Source organism: Streptomyces fagopyri (assembly GCF_009498275.1).
In the GTDB taxonomy this organism is placed as follows: Bacteria; Actinomycetota; Actinomycetes; order Streptomycetales; family Streptomycetaceae; genus Streptomyces; species Streptomyces fagopyri.
This window is the reverse complement of record NZ_CP045643.1, coordinates 2,344,377-2,362,431: the sequence shown is the minus strand read 5'-3', so window position 1 is coordinate 2,362,431 and position 18,055 is coordinate 2,344,377. Positions and strand designations below refer to the sequence as shown.

The following is an 18,055-nucleotide window of genomic DNA, read 5'->3' as shown; positions in this document are numbered from 1 at the left end:
CTCGCGCCGGCAGACATAATGATCACCAGTGCACCGTAGGGAACGAATGGATCGCGTGGACTCCATGCCGCCCAGACTGCCTCCGCTCGCCGGGAGCGACGGAGAAGGTGAAGACGCCGCCGACGCGTACGCCGCGGCGCCGCTGCTCAATTGTCTGCTGCGGGAGGTGGCGGAACCCGCCGGGGACCCCGGTACGTTCCGGCTCCGGGCCAGCGGCCGGCTGATGCGTGTACGGGGCGCACGACGGCCCACCGCCCCCGAGGTGTACGTCGACGGCACCTGGCGGCGGCTCGACCACACCGCGCTGGTCGAACTCACGGCCGAGGAACTGCGCCGGGTCACCGGGCTGTCCAACTCCGAGCTGCCCGCGGAGATGACCGACAGCCGTGACACGGTGGCCGCGCTGCTCGCCGCGCGCTCCGCCGCGACGCCGCCGGACGACCCGTACGTGCGGTCCGAGCAGTCCCTGATCACCGGGCATCCCTACCATCCGGCGCCCAAAACACGCGGGGGCGGCCCCACCGCGGGCTGGCTGCCGTACGCGCCCGAGGCGTACGCCCGCTTCCCGCTGGAACTCCTCGGCGTCCGCGAGGACGCGGTCGCCGAGGAGGGCGACACGACGCCGCTCGACGTCTTCGGACAGGCGCCGGCCGGCTACCGGCTGCTGCCGGCCCACCCCTGGCAGCTCGACCTCGTCGGCTCCCGTCCGGCGATCCGGGCCGCCTTCGCGGACGGCCGGCTGGTGCGCCTCGGCCGCACGGCCCGCCCGCTGTGGCCGACGGCCGCCGTCCGCACGCTGTACGCCGCCGAGGACGACCTCTTCGTCAAGTTCAGTCTCGACGTGCGCATCACCAACGACATCCGCCGGCTGTGGCGGCACGACCTGCTGAAGCTGCGCCGCACGGACGCGGCGACGGCAGCCGCCTTCACCGCCATGAGCGCACCGGCGGACCACCCGGCGGACCACGCCACGGACCGCCCGGGGGGCGCCTCCGCGGCCTGGCTGAGCGACCGCGGCTACCGCACCGCCGACTTCGCCTTCGAGGAGCTCGCCGTCCTCGTCCGTGACGGGCTGCGCGAGCACACCGCGCCGGGCACCACACCGCTGCTCGCGGCCGCCCTCGTGGAGGGCTTCGAGGGCAGCCCCCTCGACGGCCTCGGAGATCCGTCCGCCTGGTGGACGGCGTATCTGCGCCACGTCGTACCGCCGGTGCTGGAGGCGTTCGCGCGGCACGGAGTGGTCGTGGAGGCGCACCTGCAGAACACCCTGGTCGCCGTGGACGCCCACGGCACGCCCGTCCAGGCGCTGTTCCGGGACGCGGAGGGCGTGAAACTCCTGACGGACGTGGACCGGGCCGCCGGGTGGGAGCGGCTGGTGTACTGCCTGATCGTCAACAACGTGACCGAACTGGCGGCCCTGCTCGCGGAGCGGCACCCGGGCTGGGACCCCTGGCCCGCCGTACGGGCCGAACTGGCCGGGCACGGCCTGCCCGGGATCACGGACGCGATCACCGCCCTGCTCACCGCCCCGACCCTCCCCGGCAAGACGAACCTGCTGCTCCGCTGGACCGGCGCGGACGGCGCCGACGCCCGCTACCTGCCGCTGGCCAACCCACTGGCCCGCGCCTGACCGCCCTGTCGGTCCGCGCCTGTCGGTTCGCGCCTGTCGGCCTCCGGCGGGTGGGGACCGGGTCGTCGGACCTGCCGCCGCCCCCGGCCGCCGAGGGGCGCGGCGGGGGCGGCGGGCCCTGGACGTGGACGTCGGGGCACGGGCCGTGCGCGTCGCCTCACGTCGCCTTCGGCACCTGGTCCGGGCCGGCGTCCGATCCTCACGCCGGCCGGATCCGGCCTAGGCGGTCGTGGGAACCGGGGTGAAGGTGACGGGCAGGGCGACCGGTCCGCGCATGAGGCCGACGGGTATCCACGGGATGTCGGCCGGCGGCACCGCGGTGGCCAGGTCCGGGAAGCGGCGCAGGAGTGTCCCGATGCCGACCTCCGCCTCCAGCCGGGCCAGCGGCGCGCCGAGACAGTGGTGGATACCGTGTCCGAACGACAGGTGACGGACGTCGGGGCGGCGCACGTCGAGGACGTCCCGTTCCGCCGGAGCCATGGCCGGGTCGGCCCGTCCCACCGAGGTCAGCGCCACCACGACGGCACCTCCGCGCGGGATCCGGGCGCCGCCGAGGGTGATGTCCTCGGCCGCGTACCGCATCGGCGTGAACTCGACCGGCGGATCGAACCGCAGTAACTCCTCGACCGCGCCGGGCAGGAGCTCCGGGCGCTCGCGCAGCCGCCGTGCCTGCTCGGGGTGGCGCAACAGCGCCACCATGGCGTTGCCCAGGAGGTTCACCGTCGTGTCGTGACCGGCCACCACCAGGAGGTTCGCGGTGCCCACCAGCTCGGCCTTCGACAGCCGGCCGTCCCGCTGGTCGTACACCGCGGTGAGCGCGGACAGCAGGTCGTCACCGGGTGAGCGCTGTTTCTCGGCGACGAGTTCGGCCAGATAGCCGTTGAGGCTGACGAAGGCCTCCCGTTGTCTCTCCGAGGTCGAGCCCAGCGCCTGTGACGTCCAGGCGCGGAACGAGTCGCGGCCGTCCTGCGGCACGCCCAGCAGCTCCGAGATGACCTGGACGGGAAGCGGCCCGGTGAACGACCGGACGAGGTCGGCGGTGCCCAGCGGTGCCATCGCGTCGGCGAGGCCCTCGGCGATCTCGGCGACGCGGGGCCGCAGCGCCTCGATCCGCGGTCTGGTGAACGCGGCCGCCACCAGACCGCGCAGCCGGGTGTGGTCGGGCGGATCGGCGTTGAGCATGTTGACACCCAGACCGGATTCCGGCCGGTGAGCGGTGAATCCGACCGCTTCGAGGGCCTCGGCGGCCGGCGTCGCGTCCTTGAGGAGAGCGGGGTGGGTCAGAGCGGCCTTCGCCAGGTCGTGGTCGAGGACCACCCAGGTGTCGAGGCCGCGCAGGATCTGCACCTTGTGGATGGGACCGCGGGCACGCAGTTCCGCGTACCGGTCGTGCGCGTCGGCCTTGAAGGCGGCGTCCAGCACGGTGATGTCGTCGTGGTCGGTCGTGGTCATGTTCGTTCCTCCTGTCCGAGTGCGATGTGCGTGCCGGGGCTCGGGACCGGGTCGGGCCACGGGCGGCGGAGCCGGGTCGGTGGGGGAGCCGCCGGTGATGACCGGGACGGACGCCACGCAGGCCGCGCGGGCCGCACGAGGCCGGGCGTGCCGATGGTGGTGTCCACGAGCGGGCCGGGGTCCGCGCCCTCGACGATCACACCCGACCACTATGCGCACCTCATGCCGGACGATGGGGCCCATCCGCCAGATAGCCTGGGAAAATGCTCACAGAAGTGATCGCGAACCGCTACGTCGCGCCCTTGCACGAGGGCGGCTCGCTGCCGGGACTCGTCGAGGCCGACGACCTGGGCACGTACGTCGTGAAGTTCACCGGTTCCGCGCAGGGCCGCAAGGCGCTGGTCGCCGAGGTGATCGTCGGTGAGCTGGCGCGCGCACTCGGGCTCCGCTTCCCCGAGCTGGTCCTCGTGCACTTCGACCCCGCGGTCGCCGGGGACGAACCTCACCAGGAGGTCCAGGACCTGCTGCGGGCCAGCGCCGGCGTGAACCTCGGGATGGACTATCTGCCGGGCGCGCGGGACTTCACCCCGGAGGCCGCCAGGACCTTCGCGGTGGACCCGGTGGAGGCGGGCAGGGTGATCTGGCTGGACGCCCTGACGGTCAACGTCGACCGTACGGTGCACAGTTCGAACCTGATGATCTGGCCCACGTTCGGCATCGCACCGCCGCGCCTGTGGCTGATCGACCACGGCGCCGCCCTGGTCTTCCACCACCGCTGGGACGCCTCCGCGCCGGAGAAGGCCTACGACTTCCGGCACCACGCGCTCGGCGGCTTCGCCCCGGACACCCGGGCGGCGGACGCCGAACTCGCGCCCAAGGTGACGGAGACGCTGCTGCGGGAGGTCACGGCACAGGTGCCGGACGCCTGGCTCGCGGACGAGCCCGGTTTCGCGACCCCCGACGAGGCCCGGGACGCGTACGTGGGCTACCTCCTCGCCCGGGTGGAGGCGTCGGCGGCCTGGCTGCCCACGGACTTCCCGAGCCGCGAGCAGCTCGCCGCCGAGGACGCGGACCGGGCGGCGCGCACCGAACGCGGGCGGCCGGACTGGCTCAAGCGGGTGCCGGACCTGCACGGCAAACCGGCGGCGGAACAGGATTGGTCGGTGCACCTCGAATGACCACGATGCCCTCGGCGAACCCCCACCGCGTGCAGATCGAGTACTGCACCCAGTGCCGCTGGCTGCCGCGCGCGGCCTGGCTGGCGCAGGAGCTGCTCACCACGTTCGAGACGGAACTGGGCGAACTGTCCCTCAAGCCCGGAACCGGCGGTGTCTTCGTCGTCCGGGTCGACGACGAGGTCGTCTGGGACCGGCGTGAGCAGGGCTTCCCGGAACCCACGGCGGTCAAGCGGCTCGTACGCGACCGAGTGGCCCCGGGCAGGTCCCTGGGCCACTCGGAGAGGTGACGGCTCAGCCGGCGAGCTGCTCGTAGGCGGGCAGCGTGAGGAAGTCCGCGTAGTCCTCGTCCAGGGACACCGTCAGCAGCAGGTCGTGCGCCTGCTGCCAGTTGCCCGCGGCGAAGGACTCCTCGCCGATGTCGGCGCGGATGGCGGCCAGTTCACCGGCGGCGATCTTCCGGGCGAGTTCCGGGGTGGCGCTCTCGCCGTTCTCGAAGACGACACCCGCGTTGATCCACTGCCAGATCTGCGAGCGGGAGATCTCCGCCGTCGCCGCGTCCTCCATCAGGTTGAAGATGGCGACCGCCCCGAGGCCGCGCAGCCAGGCCTCGATGTAACGGATGCCGACCTGGACGGCGTTGACGAGACCGTCGTACGTGGGCTTGGCGTCGAGCGAGTCGACGGCGATCAGGTCACCGGCGGCGACCGACACGTCCTCGCGCAGCCTGTCCTTCTGGTTCGGCCGGTCGCCGAGGACGGCGTCGAAGGAGGCCATCGCGATCGGGACGAGGTCCGGGTGGGCCACCCACGACCCGTCGAACCCGTCGCCCGCCTCGCGGTCCTTGTCGGCCTTGACCTTCTCGAAGGCGACCTTGTTGACCTCCTCGTCGCGCCGCGACGGGATGAACGCCGCCATACCGCCGATGGCGTGCGCGCCGCGCCGGTGGCAGGTGCGGACGAGGAGTTCGGTGTAGGCGCGCATGAACGGGGCCGTCATCGTGATCGCGTTGCGGTCCGGCAGCACGAACTTCTGCCCGCCGTCACGGAAGTTCTTGACGATGGAGAAGAGATAGTCCCAGCGGCCCGCGTTCAACCCGGAGGCGTGGTCGCGGAGTTCGTAGAGGATCTCGTCCATCTCGTACGCGGCCGTGATCGTCTCGATCAGTACGGTCGCGCGGACCGTGCCCTGCGGGACGCCGACGTAGTCCTGCGCGAAGACGAAGACGTCGTTCCAGAGACGGGCCTCCAGGTGCGACTCCGTCTTCGGGAGATAGAAGTACGGGCCCTTGCCGAGGTCGATCAGCCGCTGGGCGTTGTGGAAGAAGTACAGGCCGAAGTCGACGAGCGCACCCGGTACGGGCGTACCGTCGGCGGCGACGAGGTGCCGCTCGTTCAGGTGCCAGCCGCGCGGCCGCATGACGACGGTCGCGAGCTCCTCGTCCGCCTTGAGGGCGTACGACTTGCCGGACCCCGGGTCGGTGAAGTCGATGTTCCGGGTATAAGCGTCGATCAGGTTGACCTGGCCGAGGACCACGTTCTCCCAGGTGGGCGCGGAGGCGTCCTCGAAGTCCGCGAGCCACACCCTGGCACCCGAGTTGAGGGCGTTGACGGTCATCTTGCGGTCGGTGGGGCCGGTGATCTCCACCCGGCGGTCGTTCAGGGCCGCCGGGGCCGGGGCCACCTTCCAGGAGTCGTCCGCGCGGATCGCGGCGGTCTCCGGGAGGAAGTCGAGCGTGGAGGTGCGGGCGATCTCCGCGCGGCGCCGCGCGCGGCGGGCGAGGAGCTCGTCACGCCGGGGCGTGAACAGCCGGTGCAGCTCGGCCACGAAGGCGAGGGCCGCGTCCGTGAGGACCTCTTGCTGCCGGGGCAGGGGCTCGGCGTCGACGATGGCCAGCGGGGACGGCGCTGGTGCGGACATGAGCTGTCACTTCCTTCAGCGAGCGTGGCACCGGGTGCCAGGCGACCCGGGCAGGGCACTGAGCGCCTGGAGAGCAGCACGGCGCTTCTGAACAGTGGATAGTAGTTTCCTCATGGTGGAAGTTCAATGATTTGTTGATGTCGAGATTCTCCGGGTCGAGGCACTATGGCGCCCAGTGCCACGCCGTTCACTCAAGGTGTCCCAGATCGTCCTCCGTGTCGATGTCGTACGGCTTCGCCACGTCCCCGCACTCGACGAGCGTGATCGCCGCGTCCCGCTCCGCCAGATAGGCACGTGCCCCCCGGTCACCGGTCGCACTCGCCGCGATGCCGGCCCAGTGGGCCGCGCCGAAGAGGACGGGATGGCCGCGCGTGCCGTCGTACGCCGCCGAGACCAGCGAGGTGTCGTCCCGGTACGCGGCGAGCACCCGGGCGACCGCCAGGGACCCGATGCCGGGCTGGTCGACCAGCGAGACCAGCGCCGCCCGCGCGCCCGTACCGCCGAGCGAGCCGAGCCCGGCCCGCAGCGACGAGCCCATACCCCGCTCCCACTCCGGGTTGTCGACGAGCACGCAGCCGTCGAGCCGCGCCCGCTCCCGTACGGCCGAGGCGCCCGCCCCCAGCACCACATGGACGCGCGTGCAGCCGGCCGCCCGCAGCACTCCGACCGCGTGTTCCACGAGGGGGCGCCCCCGGTGTTCGAGCAGCGCCTTGGGCCGCCCGCCGAGCCGTCGTCCCCCGCCCGCCGCGAGGAGCAGCCCGGCCACCTGGTCTTGCCTGTCCGTCATGCGTCCTGCATACCTGACCGCGCGTCGACCGCACGGTTTCGGGAGGCTGAATTTCGGTCCGCCCTGTGGCGCCCACCTCACCGGGTGGCGTTTACTGACCCGCGTCCCTCGGTGCCCGACCGGCGCCCTGGGACACGGGGACATGCGGGCGTGCGGGCGAGAAACCCGCGCACCGGGGTGTACGAGGGGGGAGAAGGCTGTGTTGCGGAGCTTGGGGCAGAGGTCAGTGACCGGCAGCGACGAGGACCCGAGAGTGGCCGAACTGCGGACCGCCGTCTCCCGGCTGCGCCGTGAACTCGCGGTGCACCCGGTGGAGTTCCCCGACCGGGGCATCGCCGAGGACGAACTCGCGGCGCTCGCCGCGATGGCCCTCAGCGGCGTCCCCGAGATCCCGCGGCTGCGCCGCTCCCTGCTGCTGATCGCGGGCGCCATCGGCTCGGTCAGCGCGCTGGCGTCGGGCCTCGCGGAGGTGCGCAGCGCGGTGGAGCTGTTCGGACGACCACCGCTGCGGTAGGCCGGGCCCACCGCGCTCGCGTGGGGCCGGACCCGGCCCTGCCGCGGTCAGGCGATCCAGCGCGGGCGCCCGGTGTCCGCGCCGGCCGCGTCCAGGCCGCCGTCCAGGGCGGCGGCGACCCGGCGTACGGCCTCGTCGAGCACTTCGGGCGCCAAGGTGTACGGGAAGCGCAGCCGGGACTCGTGGGTGCCCGGGTCCGCTCCGAAGCGGGCGCCGCCCTCGACGCGCACGCCCCGGGTGAGGGCCGCGCGGGCCAGCTGCGAGGCGATCGGACGTCCCAGGTCGATCCACAGGGACAGACCGCCCGGCGGCGACTTCCAGCGCCAGTCGGGGAGATGACGGCCGAGCGACTCGGCGAGCGCGTCCCGCTGGGCCCGCAGCCGCGGCAGCCGCTCGGACAGGACCTGGTCCGTGCGCGCCAGCAGACCGAGGCCCACCAACTGGTTCAGGACCGAACCGCCCATGTCCGCCGGCACCCGCGCGGTCGCCAGTTCCGTGATCAGCCGCGAGCCCGCGCGCACCCAGCCGAGCCGCAGCCCGCCCCAGTGCGTCTTGCTCAACGACCCCACGGTGACGATCTGTTCGCCCGTCCCCCGCGGGGCGAGCGACGCGAACGGCGCGGCCGGCGGTACATCGAGCGCGATGTCCGTCATCGTCTCGTCGATCACCAGCCAGGTACCCGTGGCGCGCGCCGACTCCATCACCGCCAGACGCTGCTCGGGCGGCATCAGACGGCCCGTCGGATTGTGGAAGTCGGGAATCAGATACGCGAGCCGGGGCGCCGCCTGCCGCAGCGCGCAGTCGATCAGCCCCGGGTCCCAGCCGTCCTCCGTGACGGGAACGGGGGTGGTGCGCAGCCCGGCGCGCCGCATGGTGTCGAGCGCGTTCGGATAGGAGGGGTTCTCGACCAGGATCCGGTCACCGGGACGCCCGAGCAGCCCCAGCGTCAGCGAGAGCGCCTGCTGCGCCCCGTTCGTGATGAGGATCTGGTCCGGCAGCGTCGGCAGCCCGCGCCGGGTGAACCGCTCGGCGACGGCGGCCCTCAACTCCGTCATCCCGTAGGGGTGATAGCCGGGTGTCGAGGCCTGCCGCGGCAGCAGTCGGGCCGCCTCGGCGAGAGCCTCCGCGAGCTGTGCCTCGGGTGCGCCGGGCGCCGCGACGGCCAGGTCGATCACCCCGTCGTCGGCCGGGAAGGAGGCCACATTGGCTGGGCGGTGGCCGTCGGGCAGTTCGGTCCACGTCCCCGCCCCTCGCCTGCTGCGCGCGAACCCGTCCTCCCGCAACAGGTCGTACGCCGCCGTCACCGTGGCGCGGCTGATCCCGAGCGCCGAGGCCAGTTCGCGCTCCGCGGGCAGCCGGACGTGCAGCGCGATCCGGCCGTGCAGGAGCAGCGTGCGGACGCCGTCGGCGAGGGCGCGGTAACCGGGGCGGCCGTCGGTGTGCGGCGCGGCGGACAGCAGCCCGGCGAGCTGCCGGCTTCCCAGCGACCTGTCCATTCCGTGGACCACTGGTCCGTTCACCATGCCAACTCCCTCGCATTGGCCCTGTGGGGCAGGCCAATCAGCGTACAGACTCGCGGGACGCGGGGGAGTCCCGGGCACAGCGCCCATGTGGAGGCGCGGGAAGGGGAGCGGAGTGATGGCGGTCGACAGCGGAGCCGTCGGGGGGCAGGGGAGCGGTGGCGGTCACCGCCCCACCGGTCACCGCCCTGCCGACCCCGGCTTCACCGACCCCGGCTTCACCGACCCCGGGTTCACCGACTCCGGGTTCACCGACTCCGGGTTCACCGACCCCGGCTTCACCGATCGCGAGGAGCGTGAGATGCAGCGCCGCGAGGAGGAGCGGATGCCGGGGGTGCCCCTCGGAGCGTGGTCGCGCGGGCTCGCCGCGGGGCGCGGGGGCCGGCCGTCACGGCACCGGTGCGACGGGTCGTGACGGCTCGGGAAGGTCCGGGCGCCGGTCGTGGCGTATGCCCGGCACGGATCCGGACGGCGGGTTTGGTCAGGCGTTCGGGCCGGAGCTGGCCAGGGCCTCCGACAGTTCGGCGGCGACCTGCTGCAACACGGGGACGATCTTCTCCGTGGCCGCTTCGGTGACCCGGCCCGCGGGGCCGGAGATCGAGATGGCGGCGGCGGTGGGGGAGTCGGGGACGGAGACGGCGAGGCAGCGCACGCCGATCTCCTGCTCGTTGTCGTCGACCGCGTAGCCGAGCCGGCGGACCTCCTCCAGCGCGGCGAGGAAACCGTCCGGAGTGGTGATCGTCTTCTCCGTCGCGGCGGGCATGCCGGTGCGGCCGAGCAGCGCGCGCACCTCGTCCGCCGGGGTGTTCGCGAGCAGCGCCTTGCCCACGCCCGTCGAGTGCGGCAGCACCCGGCGGCCCACCTCGGTGAACATGCGCATCGAGTGCTTGGAGGGCACCTGCGCCACGTAGACGATCTCGTCCCCGTCGAGCAGCGCCATGTTCGCGGTCTCGCCGGTCTCCTCGACGAGCCGCGCGAGGTAGGGGCGGGCCCAGGTGCCGAGCAGCCGGGACGCGGACTCGCCGAGCCGGATCAGCCGGGGGCCGAGCGCGTACCGGCGGTTCGGCTGCTGGCGTACGTAACCGCAGGCCACCAGCGTGCGCACCAGCCGGTGAATGGTGGGCAACGGCAGTCCACTGCTGGCGGACAGCTCGCTCAGGCCGACCTCGCCCCCGGCGTCCGCCATGCGTTCGAGCAGATCGAAGGCGCGCTCGAGGGACTGGACACCACCGCTCGGCGCGGATGACTTGGCGGAGGCGTTTTGCGCTGGGGCGTCGCTGGCGCGGGACGTCGGCACGGCGCGGTCCTTTCGAGGCTGACAGGCAGTGATGCAGCGTACCCGGGTGTCGGTTGACTCTTCGGTGGCGCGTGGCTGCGTTCTGCTTTGTGGAAGTCTATTTCCATTGTGCGGAAACATCCAGGGTGTCCGCGTCGGGAGTGGCGGCCCGCGCGCGCTCTTGACGGCGGGAGGGCGGGAGTGAAGACTCTTTCAACAGAACGTTGAATTCCGTTGCGTGGAAGTGAACAGCGGTACCGGAAGGCGACAGCGGCGGAGAGAGGGGTCCGGGTGTCCGAGGTCGGATGGGTCGAACTGATGCTGCGCTCGACGCGTGTCATCACTCCCGAGGGAACGCGTGCCGCGTCGGTCGCGGTCGCCGGGGGCAGGATCACGGCGGTGCTCCCGCACGACGCCGAGGTGCCGGCCGGCGCCCGTCTGGAGGACTTCGGCGACGACGTCCTCCTTCCCGGCCTCGTCGACACCCACGTGCATGTCAACGATCCCGGCCGCACGGAGTGGGAGGGCTTCTGGACGGCGACACGCGCCGCCGCGGCGGGCGGCATCACCACGATCGTCGACATGCCGCTGAACTCCCTCCCGCCGACGACGACGGTCGACCACCTCCGTACCAAACGGGACGTCGCGCGCTCCAAGGCGCATGTCGACGTCGGGTTCTGGGGCGGCGCCCTGCCCGACAACGTCAAGGACCTGCGCCCCCTGCACGACGCCGGTGTGTTCGGCTTCAAGGCCTTCCTGTCGCCGTCCGGCGTGGAGGAGTTCCCGGAGCTCGACCAGGACCGGCTCGCCCGGTCCCTCGCCGAGATCTCCGGGTTCGGCGGCCTGCTGATCGTCCACGCCGAGGACCCGCACCATCTGGACGCCGCCCCCCACAAGGGCGGCCGACGGTACGCCGACTTCCTCGCCTCACGCCCGCGCGACGCCGAGAACACCGCCGTCGGGAACCTCGTCGCGCAGGCCCGGCGCCTCGACGCGCGCGTCCACGTACTGCATCTGTCGTCCTCCGGTGCGCTGCCCCTGATCGCCGCGGCGAAGGCCGAGGGCGTCCGGCTCACCGTGGAGACCTGCCCGCACTACCTCACGCTCACCGCCGAGGAAGTCCCGGACGGCGCCTCCGAGTTCAAGTGCTGCCCGCCCATCCGCGAGGCCGCGAACCAGGACCTCCTGTGGCAGGCGCTGGCCGACGGCACGATCGACTGTGTCGTCACCGACCACTCGCCGTCGACGGCCGACCTGAAGACGGACGACTTCGCCACCGCGTGGGGAGGGGTCTCAGGCCTGCAACTGAGCCTGCCGGCCGTCTGGACCGAGGCCCGCAGGCGCGGCCACGACCTGGAGGACGTCGTCCGCTGGATGTCCACCCGTACGGCGCGGCTGGTCGGCCTCGACCACCGCAAGGGAGCCGTCCTGGCGGGCCACGACGCCGACTTCGCCGTCCTCGCGCCCGACGAGACGTTCACCGTCGATCCCGCCGCGCTGGAACACCGCAACCCGGTCACGGCCTACGCGGGCAAGACCCTCAGCGGGGTCGTGAAGTCGACCTGGCTGCGCGGCCGACGCGTCATGTCCGAGGGCCGGTTCACCGACCCCGCCGGTGAACTCCTCTCCCGGCACCCGTAGTTCCGTGACTCCCCAGCCGGCCACACCCGCTGTGGTCATCCGCGACCACGTGGCGTACCGGCACCGGTTGTCGTGCCGGCACCCGATGTATCCGCACCCGATGTACCGGCACCCGCACCCGCACGTGCGTCCGCACCGGCCGACTCCCGAAAGGCAGACCTGATCATCGTGACGGCGATTCCCCGCTTCACCGGCGACGCGAACCCCTACGGCGGCGGCGACCCGTACGCCGACTACCGCACCGCCGAGTTCCCGTTCGCGCGGGACACCGACCTCGCGGACCGGCGGCTCGGCGCGGGTGTCGTCGCCGCCAACGACGAGTTCTTCGCCGAACGGGAGAACCTCCTCGGGTCCGGGCGCGCCGAGTTCGACCCCGAGCACTTCGGGCACAAGGGCAAGATCATGGACGGCTGGGAGACCCGCCGCAGGCGCGGCGCCTCGGCCGACCACCCGTGGCCGACGGCCGAGGACCACGACTGGGCCCTGGTGCGGCTCGGCGCGCCCGGCGTGATCCGCGGCATCGTCGTCGACACGGCCCACTTCCGCGGCAACCACCCGCAGGCGGTGTCGGTCGAGGGCGTGTCGATGCCCGGCTCCCCGTCGCCGCGGGAACTGCTGGCGGACGAGGTGAAGTGGACGACCCTCGTCCCGCGCACGGCGGTCGGCGGCCACGCGGCGAACGGATTCGCCGTCGACGTGGAACAGCGCTTCACGCATCTGCGCGTCAACCAGCACCCCGACGGCGGCATCGCGCGCCTGCGGGTCCACGGCGAGGTCGTCCCCGACCCGGCGTGGCTCGCCGCGCTCGGCACCTTCGACGTCGTCGCCCTGGAGAACGGCGGCCTGGCCGAGGACGCCTCCGACCGCTTCTACTCGCCCGCGACCAACACCATCCAGCCGGGGCGCTCCCGCAAGATGGACGACGGCTGGGAGACGCGCCGCCGCCGTGACACCGGGCACGACTGGATCCGCTACCGGCTCGTCGCCCGGTCCGAGATCCGTGCCCTGGAGGTCGACACGGCGTACCTGAAGGGCAACAGCGCGGGCTGGGCGTCGGTGTCGGTACGGGACGGCGAGGACGGCGAGTGGAGGGAGATCGTCCCCCGTACCCGCCTCCAGCCCGACACCAACCACCGCTTCGCGCTCACCGCCCCGGCCGTGGGCACCCACGCGCGCGTGGACATCTTCCCGGACGGCGGCATCTCCCGGCTGCGGCTCTTCGGCTCACTGACGCCGGAGGGGACGGCGGATCTGGCGGCCAGGTACCAGGAGCTCGGCGGCTGAGGCAGGCCGGCCGGACGCGCAGCGGACCGGCGTTGTCGTGCCGGACGCGTCGCGGGCCGTTGTTGCGGGACGCGCCCCGCCTGCGTCAGCCGGAGGCGTCGCGGTGCGTCACGCCCGGTGCCCGCGGGCCGACGCGGCCGCGCGCGGGGCCGGCCGTGGGGCGTCAGGCCTCGTCGTTGTCGGTGCCGTGGGAGCGGCTGTCCCTGAGCTGCCGCCAGTGCGTGCGGTACAGCACGTAGTAGAGCGCGGCGACCACGGAGGCCGCCTGCAGACCCAGGCCGAGCGCCAGGAAGGAGTCCTCGGTCGTGAGGCGGTTGGTCAGGAAGTTGAAGTTCATGCCGAAGAACCCGGTCAGGAACGACAGCGGCAAGAAGATCATCGAGACGACGGTGAGTCTGTTGATCACGAGGTTCTGCTGATCGGCGACGATCGACGCGTAACTGCCGGCCGCGCGCCGGGTCGCGTCCCGCAGCGACTCGATCTCCAGCAGCACCAACTGCACCGTGTGCTCGTGCAACTGGTTCATCGCCAGCCGCTCCTCGGGGATGGCGTGGTTGGTCATCCTCCGGCGTACCAGGATCTCCTGGACGACCGAGGCGTAGGGCAGGAACACGCGGTGCAGCTGGGCGGCGCGCCGCCGCAGCAGGGCCAGCCTCTCGGCGTGCTGCGGCCGGCGTTCCTCGAACATCGCCTCCTCCAGGTCCTCGACCTCCAGGTGGGCCTCGGTGACGGCCCGGCGAAAGCTCTCCAGGACGCCTTGCAGGATCAGGAACAGCGCGGTGACCGCGTCGGTGGGCCGGTCGTGCCGCAGCCGCTCGACGAAGGTGTCGATCAGTTCGACGGGCCCGCGGTGAACCGTGATCAGGTGCTCCTCGTCCGCGTGGATCTGGACGTAGACGATCCGGTCGCCGCAGACCACGGGGACGATGCCCGCGGCCGCGCCCTCCCGGTAGTCGGCGCGCACGTGCTCCTGCCGTTCGCCGATCCACTCCCAGATCTCGGCGTCCAGTCCGAGCCGACGCGACAGGGGGTGGCCTTCGGGCGGGGGATCGTCCTCCTGGTCGATGTCCACGATCACGAAACCGGGGGCCGTGAGACGCCCGCGCGCTTCCGACAGGTCCGTCCGCACGACGACGCCCTCCGGCATCGACACCACCGATACGATCATCGTCCCTCACCGTGGATGACATGCCCGGTCACGACGCAGGACGCCTCGGCATGTGCAAACCGCACCGTCCACCGCACACTACCGCCGGAGGCGCCGCGCGCGGCCGACCCGGGAACCTGCCGTGTCCCGGGACGCGAGCGCAGGTGGCAGGTCGGCAGGGCGGTAGCGGTACTGGGGCACGTGGGAGGGCGGCGGACGGCGGGTGGGGGCGAAACCTGTAGCCCTCACGCATTCCCGCCGGTACGGTGATCGTTCCCCCGTGAGAGCCGGTGTCGTCTCCACGCCCGCGCCGCCCCGCAGGAGACCTCGCCCATGTCGACGATCGCCGCCCCCGGCGCGCTCGCGCCGCGCCGCGCGTGGCTCACCGACCTGCCCCTGCTGCTCGTGGCGGCGGTCTGGGGAGCCAGTTATCTCGCGGCCAAGGACGTCACCACCGCGCGCACGGTGATCGCCGTACTGGTGCTGCGCTTCGCCGTCGCGCTGCCGGTACTGGTCGTGGCGGGACGGCGTTCCCTGCGCGCGCTGAGCGCCGCGCAGTGGCGCGGGGGCGCGACGCTGGGCCTGATCCTGAGCGGGATCTTCCTTCTGGAGACCTACGGCGTCGTGCACACCTCGGCGACCAACGCGGGCCTCGTCATCAGTCTCACCATGATCTTCACCCCGCTCGCCGAGGCCGCCGTGACCCGTGTCCGGCCCGCCCGCCCCTTCCTCGCCGCGGCCGGGATCTCCGTACTCGGCGTGGTCCTGCTGACCCAGAGCGGCGGCTTCACCCGGCCCTCGCCGGGCGATCTGCTGATGCTGCTCGCGGCCGTCGCCCGGACCGTGCACGTACTCGTCATGTCCCGCAGCAAGGCGGTCCGGGGCGCCGGCGCGCTGCCGCTGACCACGGTGCAACTGGGCACCGCGGTGGTCGTGTTCGCGCTGCTGTCGACCGGTGCCGGCACCACGCCCTGGGGTGTGGCCGCCGACTTCGGGGCACGGGAGTGGGCCGGGCTGCTGTTCCTCGCCGTGTTCTGTACTCTTTTCGCCTTCTTCGTGCAGATGTGGGCCGTGCGCCGGACCTCGCCGTCCCGGGTCGGTCTGCTGCTCGGCACCGAGCCGCTGTGGGCCGCCGCCGCGGGCATCGCGCTGGGCGGCGAACGGCTGGGCGCGGTGGGGCTGCTGGGCGGCGCACTCGTCGTCGCCGGGACCGTGTGGGGACGCCGGGCGGCAGGTTAACTCGCGGAAAACTCATCGGACTCGGCGGGAGAAATCATCGACCTTGACATTGACATGTCATGGTCTACGCGCGTCATCCTAGGGTCATGAGATTCCCCCCACGAATCACTCGCACCGGTTCCCTGGTCGCTCTCATGTCCGCGCTGCTCATCGGCGGGAGCGGGGTCGTCCCCGCCGACGCCGCGGCGACCGCCGTAGGAAGCGTCTGCTACGGCGCACTGCCGTCGCAGGCGCACGACACGCTGGACCTGATCGCCTCTGGAGGCCCCTTCCCGTACCCGCAGGACGGGGTCGTCTTCCAGAACCGCGAGGGTGTCCTGCCCGCCCAGTCCGCCAGCTACTACCACGAGTACACCGTCATCACGCCGGGCTCCCCGACGCGTGGCGCCAAGCGCGTCGTGACCGGTAAGAAGACGCGGGAGGACTATTACACCTCGGACCACTACGTCACGTTCAAGCTGATCAACTTCGGCTGCTGATCCGAGGGTGACCCGCCGTCCCGGAGGTCCGGTCCGTGCTCGGCCGGACTCCCGGCGGGGGCGCACGGCGTGAAGGAGAGGGCGAGCGCGACGAGTGCGCCGCGCTCGGCTCTCGTGACCGTCGAGGACGCAGGCCGCCCGCGAGGCCCCACCCTCGCGGGCGGCCTGCGTCCCGTGCGCCGGGACGGGCGGCCGGGGCGAGCAGCAGGGACGAAAGTCCTCGTCTCCGCGACTTTGGTCGCAGATGGCGGGAGGGAGAGGCGCGCGGCGGATCCGACTGCGTAGATTTGTCGACCGTGACCGCTGACCGTCCGCCGCACATACCGGGAAACCTGTCCGCGCCGGGGCTGCCCGTGCCCCCGACGCTGCTCCTGCCCGGGCGGCGCTGGCTGCTGCCCTCGGCGGTGATCGCCGAACTCGACCCCGGACAGAGCACCGAGGGCGGGCGGCCCCGGCGAACCGTGCGCGACTGGATCGTCGACTTCGGATGGTTCCTGCTGGCCGTCGTCATCGGAGTGCTCGCCGCGGACACGCTGACGAGTGACCCGAACATCCCCGACGGCCTGGCCGTCGCCGACCAGTGGATCGGCGCGCTCGCCTGCGCCGCGGTCTGGCTGCGCCGGCGCTGGCCGCTGGGGCTGGCCCTGGCGATGATCCCCGTCGGAATGATCTCGAACACGGCGGGCGGCGCCGGGCTGGTCGCCCTCTTCACCCTCGCCGCGCACCGGCCGTTCCCTTACGTGGCGTGGGTCGCGGGCAGCCAGCTCGCCCTGCTCCCCGCCTACTTCTGGCTGCGCCCCGACCCCGATCTTCCCTACCTCGCCGCGGTGCTGGTCACCGCGCTGCTGACCGCCGCGGTGGTCGGCTGGGGCATGTTCGTACGGTCCAAGCGGCAGCTCATGCTGAGTCTGCGGGACCGGGCGCGGCGGGCCGAGACGGAGGCCGCGCTGCGGGCCGAGCAGGCGCAGCGACTGGCCCGTGAGGCCATCGCGCGCGAGATGCACGACGTGCTGGCCCACCGGCTGACGCTGCTGAGCGTGCATGCCGGGGCCCTCGAGTTCCGGCCGGACGCGCCCCGCGAGGAGGTCGCGCGGGCCGCCGGGGTGATCCGGGAGAGCGCGCACGAGGCGCTTCAGGACCTGCGGGAGATCATCGGCGTACTGCGGGCGGGTGACGCCGATGACGCGGGGCGGCCGCAGCCGACGCTCGCGGCCGTCGACGCGCTGGTCGCCGAGTCGCGGGAGGCGGGCATGAAGGTGGTCCTCGATCTCCTCGTCGTCGACCCCGCGGGGGTGCCGGCCTCCATCGGTCGCACCGCCTACCGCATCGCCCAGGAAGGGCTGACCAACGCCCGTAAGCACGCGCCGGGTGCGGAGGTCACCGTCCGCGTCTCGGGTGGGTTCGGGGACGGGCTGACCGTGACCGTGCGCAATCCGGCACCGTCGGGAGAGGTGCCGCACGTGCCGGGTTCCGGGCAGGGGCTGATCGGGTTGACCGAGCGTGCGGCTCTCGCGGGTGGGCGGTTGTCGCACGGGGTGGAGGGGGACGGGGGGTTCGAGGTGCGGGCGTGGTTGCCGTGGGGCGGGTGAGGGGCGGGGGCCGGGCCGGGGTCGGGCCGGGGACGTCTTGAGCGGGCTGTGCCAGGTCGTGCCGGTGCGGGGCCCCGTGCGGGGCGCGGTGCGGGCTGTGGTGGGGCGGGGCCGTGCCGGTACGTCGAGCCCGTCGCCGTTGGATCAGGCGTGGGCCGGGCACGGGAGCCGCTGCTCGATCCGGGCGTGAGCGACGGGCTGCGACGTACCGGCACGGCCCCTCGCGTGCGTCGCCGGGTGCGGGCAGCGGTGCGGGCAGCGATGCGGGTGCGCGGCGGCTGCGGGTTGTTGTCGGTACGTCGAGTTCGTCGGCGGTGGGGCGGGTGGGGGTGCGGGTGTGCGGCTGCGGGTTGTTGTCGGTGCGTCGAGTTCGTCGGCGGTGGATCAGGTGTGGGGCGGGTG

At 72.7% G+C, this 18,055-nt stretch carries 16 protein-coding genes; 10 read left to right on the top strand and 6 right to left on the bottom strand.

The window, feature by feature from the left end; all coding sequences use genetic code 11:
• The first annotated feature begins 64 nt into the window (after positions 1-64).
• Positions 65-1,630: an IucA/IucC family protein gene (locus tag GFH48_RS10105; RefSeq protein ID WP_228120495.1), complete on the top strand. Its 1,566-nt coding sequence runs from the start codon at positions 65-67 to the stop codon at positions 1,628-1,630.
• 219 nt (positions 1,631-1,849) lie between these two features.
• Here GFH48_RS10105 and GFH48_RS10100 read toward each other — a convergent pair whose 3' ends face one another.
• The gene (locus GFH48_RS10100; RefSeq protein WP_153287940.1) at positions 1,850-3,082 is read right to left on the bottom strand and encodes a cytochrome P450 family protein; all 1,233 of its coding nucleotides are present in this window, start codon (positions 3,080-3,082) and stop codon (positions 1,850-1,852) included.
• A 263-nt stretch (positions 3,083-3,345) separates the two neighbouring features.
• Here GFH48_RS10100 and GFH48_RS10095 point away from each other — a divergent pair, with 263 nt between their 5' ends.
• The gene (locus tag GFH48_RS10095; RefSeq protein WP_153287939.1) at positions 3,346-4,260 is read left to right on the top strand and encodes a HipA family kinase; all 915 of its coding nucleotides are present in this window, start codon (positions 3,346-3,348) and stop codon (positions 4,258-4,260) included.
• Positions 4,257-4,547 carry a SelT/SelW/SelH family protein gene (locus GFH48_RS10090; RefSeq protein WP_228120494.1) on the top strand — a complete coding sequence of 97 codons (291 nt, stop codon included), beginning with the start codon at positions 4,257-4,259 and terminating at the stop codon, positions 4,545-4,547. Before GFH48_RS10095 ends, GFH48_RS10090 begins: the two co-directional genes overlap by 4 nt.
• Positions 4,548-4,551: 4 nt before the next feature.
• Here the strand turns inward: GFH48_RS10090 and aceB are convergent, their stop codons facing one another.
• A complete protein-coding gene (aceB, locus tag GFH48_RS10085; RefSeq protein ID WP_153287938.1) occupies positions 4,552-6,177 on the bottom strand; it encodes a malate synthase A in 1,626 nt (541 codons plus the stop codon).
• Positions 6,178-6,364: 187 nt separating this feature from the next.
• Positions 6,365-6,964 carry a nucleotidyltransferase family protein gene (locus tag GFH48_RS10080; protein ID WP_153287937.1) on the bottom strand — a complete coding sequence of 200 codons (600 nt, stop codon included), beginning with the start codon at positions 6,962-6,964 and terminating at the stop codon, positions 6,365-6,367.
• A 226-nt stretch (positions 6,965-7,190) separates the two neighbouring features.
• On the opposite strand from GFH48_RS10080, the gene GFH48_RS10075 reads away from it, so the two are divergent.
• The gene (locus GFH48_RS10075; RefSeq protein ID WP_228120492.1) at positions 7,191-7,478 is read left to right on the top strand and encodes a DUF5955 family protein; all 288 of its coding nucleotides are present in this window, start codon (positions 7,191-7,193) and stop codon (positions 7,476-7,478) included.
• A gap of 47 nt (positions 7,479-7,525) precedes the next feature.
• Here the strand turns inward: GFH48_RS10075 and yczR are convergent, their stop codons facing one another.
• Positions 7,526-9,001: a MocR-like transcription factor YczR gene (yczR, locus tag GFH48_RS10070; RefSeq protein ID WP_228120490.1), complete on the bottom strand. Its 1,476-nt coding sequence runs from the start codon at positions 8,999-9,001 to the stop codon at positions 7,526-7,528.
• A gap of 115 nt (positions 9,002-9,116) precedes the next feature.
• On the opposite strand from yczR, the gene GFH48_RS10065 reads away from it, so the two are divergent.
• Positions 9,117-9,413 (top strand): hypothetical protein, encoded by a 297-nt coding sequence (locus tag GFH48_RS10065; RefSeq protein WP_153287935.1) that lies wholly within the window; start codon positions 9,117-9,119, stop codon positions 9,411-9,413.
• Between the two features lie 66 nt (positions 9,414-9,479).
• On the opposite strand, the gene GFH48_RS10060 is transcribed toward GFH48_RS10065, so the two are convergent.
• Complete coding sequence (locus tag GFH48_RS10060) at positions 9,480-10,295, bottom strand: IclR family transcriptional regulator (protein ID WP_153287934.1); 816 nt, start codon at positions 10,293-10,295, stop codon at positions 9,480-9,482.
• Between the two features lie 297 nt (positions 10,296-10,592).
• On the opposite strand from GFH48_RS10060, the gene allB reads away from it, so the two are divergent.
• Entirely contained in the window at positions 10,593-11,915 is a 1,323-nt protein-coding gene (allB, locus tag GFH48_RS10055; protein ID WP_153292828.1) for an allantoinase AllB, read from the top strand.
• Between the two features lie 168 nt (positions 11,916-12,083).
• Positions 12,084-13,199: an allantoicase gene (alc, locus tag GFH48_RS10050; protein ID WP_153287933.1), complete on the top strand. Its 1,116-nt coding sequence runs from the start codon at positions 12,084-12,086 to the stop codon at positions 13,197-13,199.
• Between the two features lie 163 nt (positions 13,200-13,362).
• On the opposite strand, the gene GFH48_RS10045 is transcribed toward alc, so the two are convergent.
• Positions 13,363-14,367: a magnesium transporter CorA family protein gene (locus tag GFH48_RS10045; protein ID WP_153287932.1), complete on the bottom strand. Its 1,005-nt coding sequence runs from the start codon at positions 14,365-14,367 to the stop codon at positions 13,363-13,365.
• 312 nt (positions 14,368-14,679) lie between these two features.
• On the opposite strand from GFH48_RS10045, the gene GFH48_RS10040 reads away from it, so the two are divergent.
• The 3 genes from GFH48_RS10040 to GFH48_RS10030 all read left to right on the top strand — a co-directional run bounded on the left by GFH48_RS10040 (position 14,680) and on the right by GFH48_RS10030 (position 17,653).
• Complete coding sequence (locus tag GFH48_RS10040; RefSeq protein ID WP_153287931.1) at positions 14,680-15,585, top strand: DMT family transporter; 906 nt, start codon at positions 14,680-14,682, stop codon at positions 15,583-15,585.
• Between the two features lie 86 nt (positions 15,586-15,671).
• Entirely contained in the window at positions 15,672-16,064 is a 393-nt protein-coding gene (locus GFH48_RS10035; RefSeq protein ID WP_153287930.1) for a ribonuclease domain-containing protein, read from the top strand.
• Positions 16,065-16,351: 287 nt separating this feature from the next.
• On the top strand, positions 16,352-17,653 hold the full coding sequence (locus GFH48_RS10030; protein ID WP_407698622.1) for a sensor histidine kinase: 1,302 nt from the start codon (positions 16,352-16,354) through the stop codon (positions 17,651-17,653).
• The last annotated feature ends 402 nt before the right edge of the window (positions 17,654-18,055 follow it).

Bases quoted from the DNA above. Each gene is read 5' to 3' on its own strand.
- GFH48_RS10105 (WP_228120495.1), top strand. From the start codon at position 65: ATGCCGCCCAGACTGCCTCCGCTCGCCGGGAGCGACGGAGAAGGTGAA.
- GFH48_RS10100 (WP_153287940.1), bottom strand. From the start codon at position 3,082: ATGACCACGACCGACCACGACGACATCACCGTGCTGGACGCCGCCTTC.
- GFH48_RS10095 (WP_153287939.1), top strand. From the start codon at position 3,346: ATGCTCACAGAAGTGATCGCGAACCGCTACGTCGCGCCCTTGCACGAG.
- GFH48_RS10090 (WP_228120494.1), top strand. From the start codon at position 4,257: ATGACCACGATGCCCTCGGCGAACCCCCACCGCGTGCAGATCGAGTAC.
- aceB (WP_153287938.1), bottom strand. From the start codon at position 6,177: ATGTCCGCACCAGCGCCGTCCCCGCTGGCCATCGTCGACGCCGAGCCC.
- GFH48_RS10080 (WP_153287937.1), bottom strand. From the start codon at position 6,964: ATGACGGACAGGCAAGACCAGGTGGCCGGGCTGCTCCTCGCGGCGGGC.
- yczR (WP_228120490.1), bottom strand. From the start codon at position 9,001: ATGGTGAACGGACCAGTGGTCCACGGAATGGACAGGTCGCTGGGAAGC.
- GFH48_RS10065 (WP_153287935.1), top strand. From the start codon at position 9,117: ATGGCGGTCGACAGCGGAGCCGTCGGGGGGCAGGGGAGCGGTGGCGGT.
- allB (WP_153292828.1), top strand. From the start codon at position 10,593: ATGCTGCGCTCGACGCGTGTCATCACTCCCGAGGGAACGCGTGCCGCG.
- GFH48_RS10045 (WP_153287932.1), bottom strand. From the start codon at position 14,367: ATGATCGTATCGGTGGTGTCGATGCCGGAGGGCGTCGTCGTGCGGACG.
- GFH48_RS10040 (WP_153287931.1), top strand. From the start codon at position 14,680: ATGTCGACGATCGCCGCCCCCGGCGCGCTCGCGCCGCGCCGCGCGTGG.
- GFH48_RS10035 (WP_153287930.1), top strand. From the start codon at position 15,672: ATGAGATTCCCCCCACGAATCACTCGCACCGGTTCCCTGGTCGCTCTC.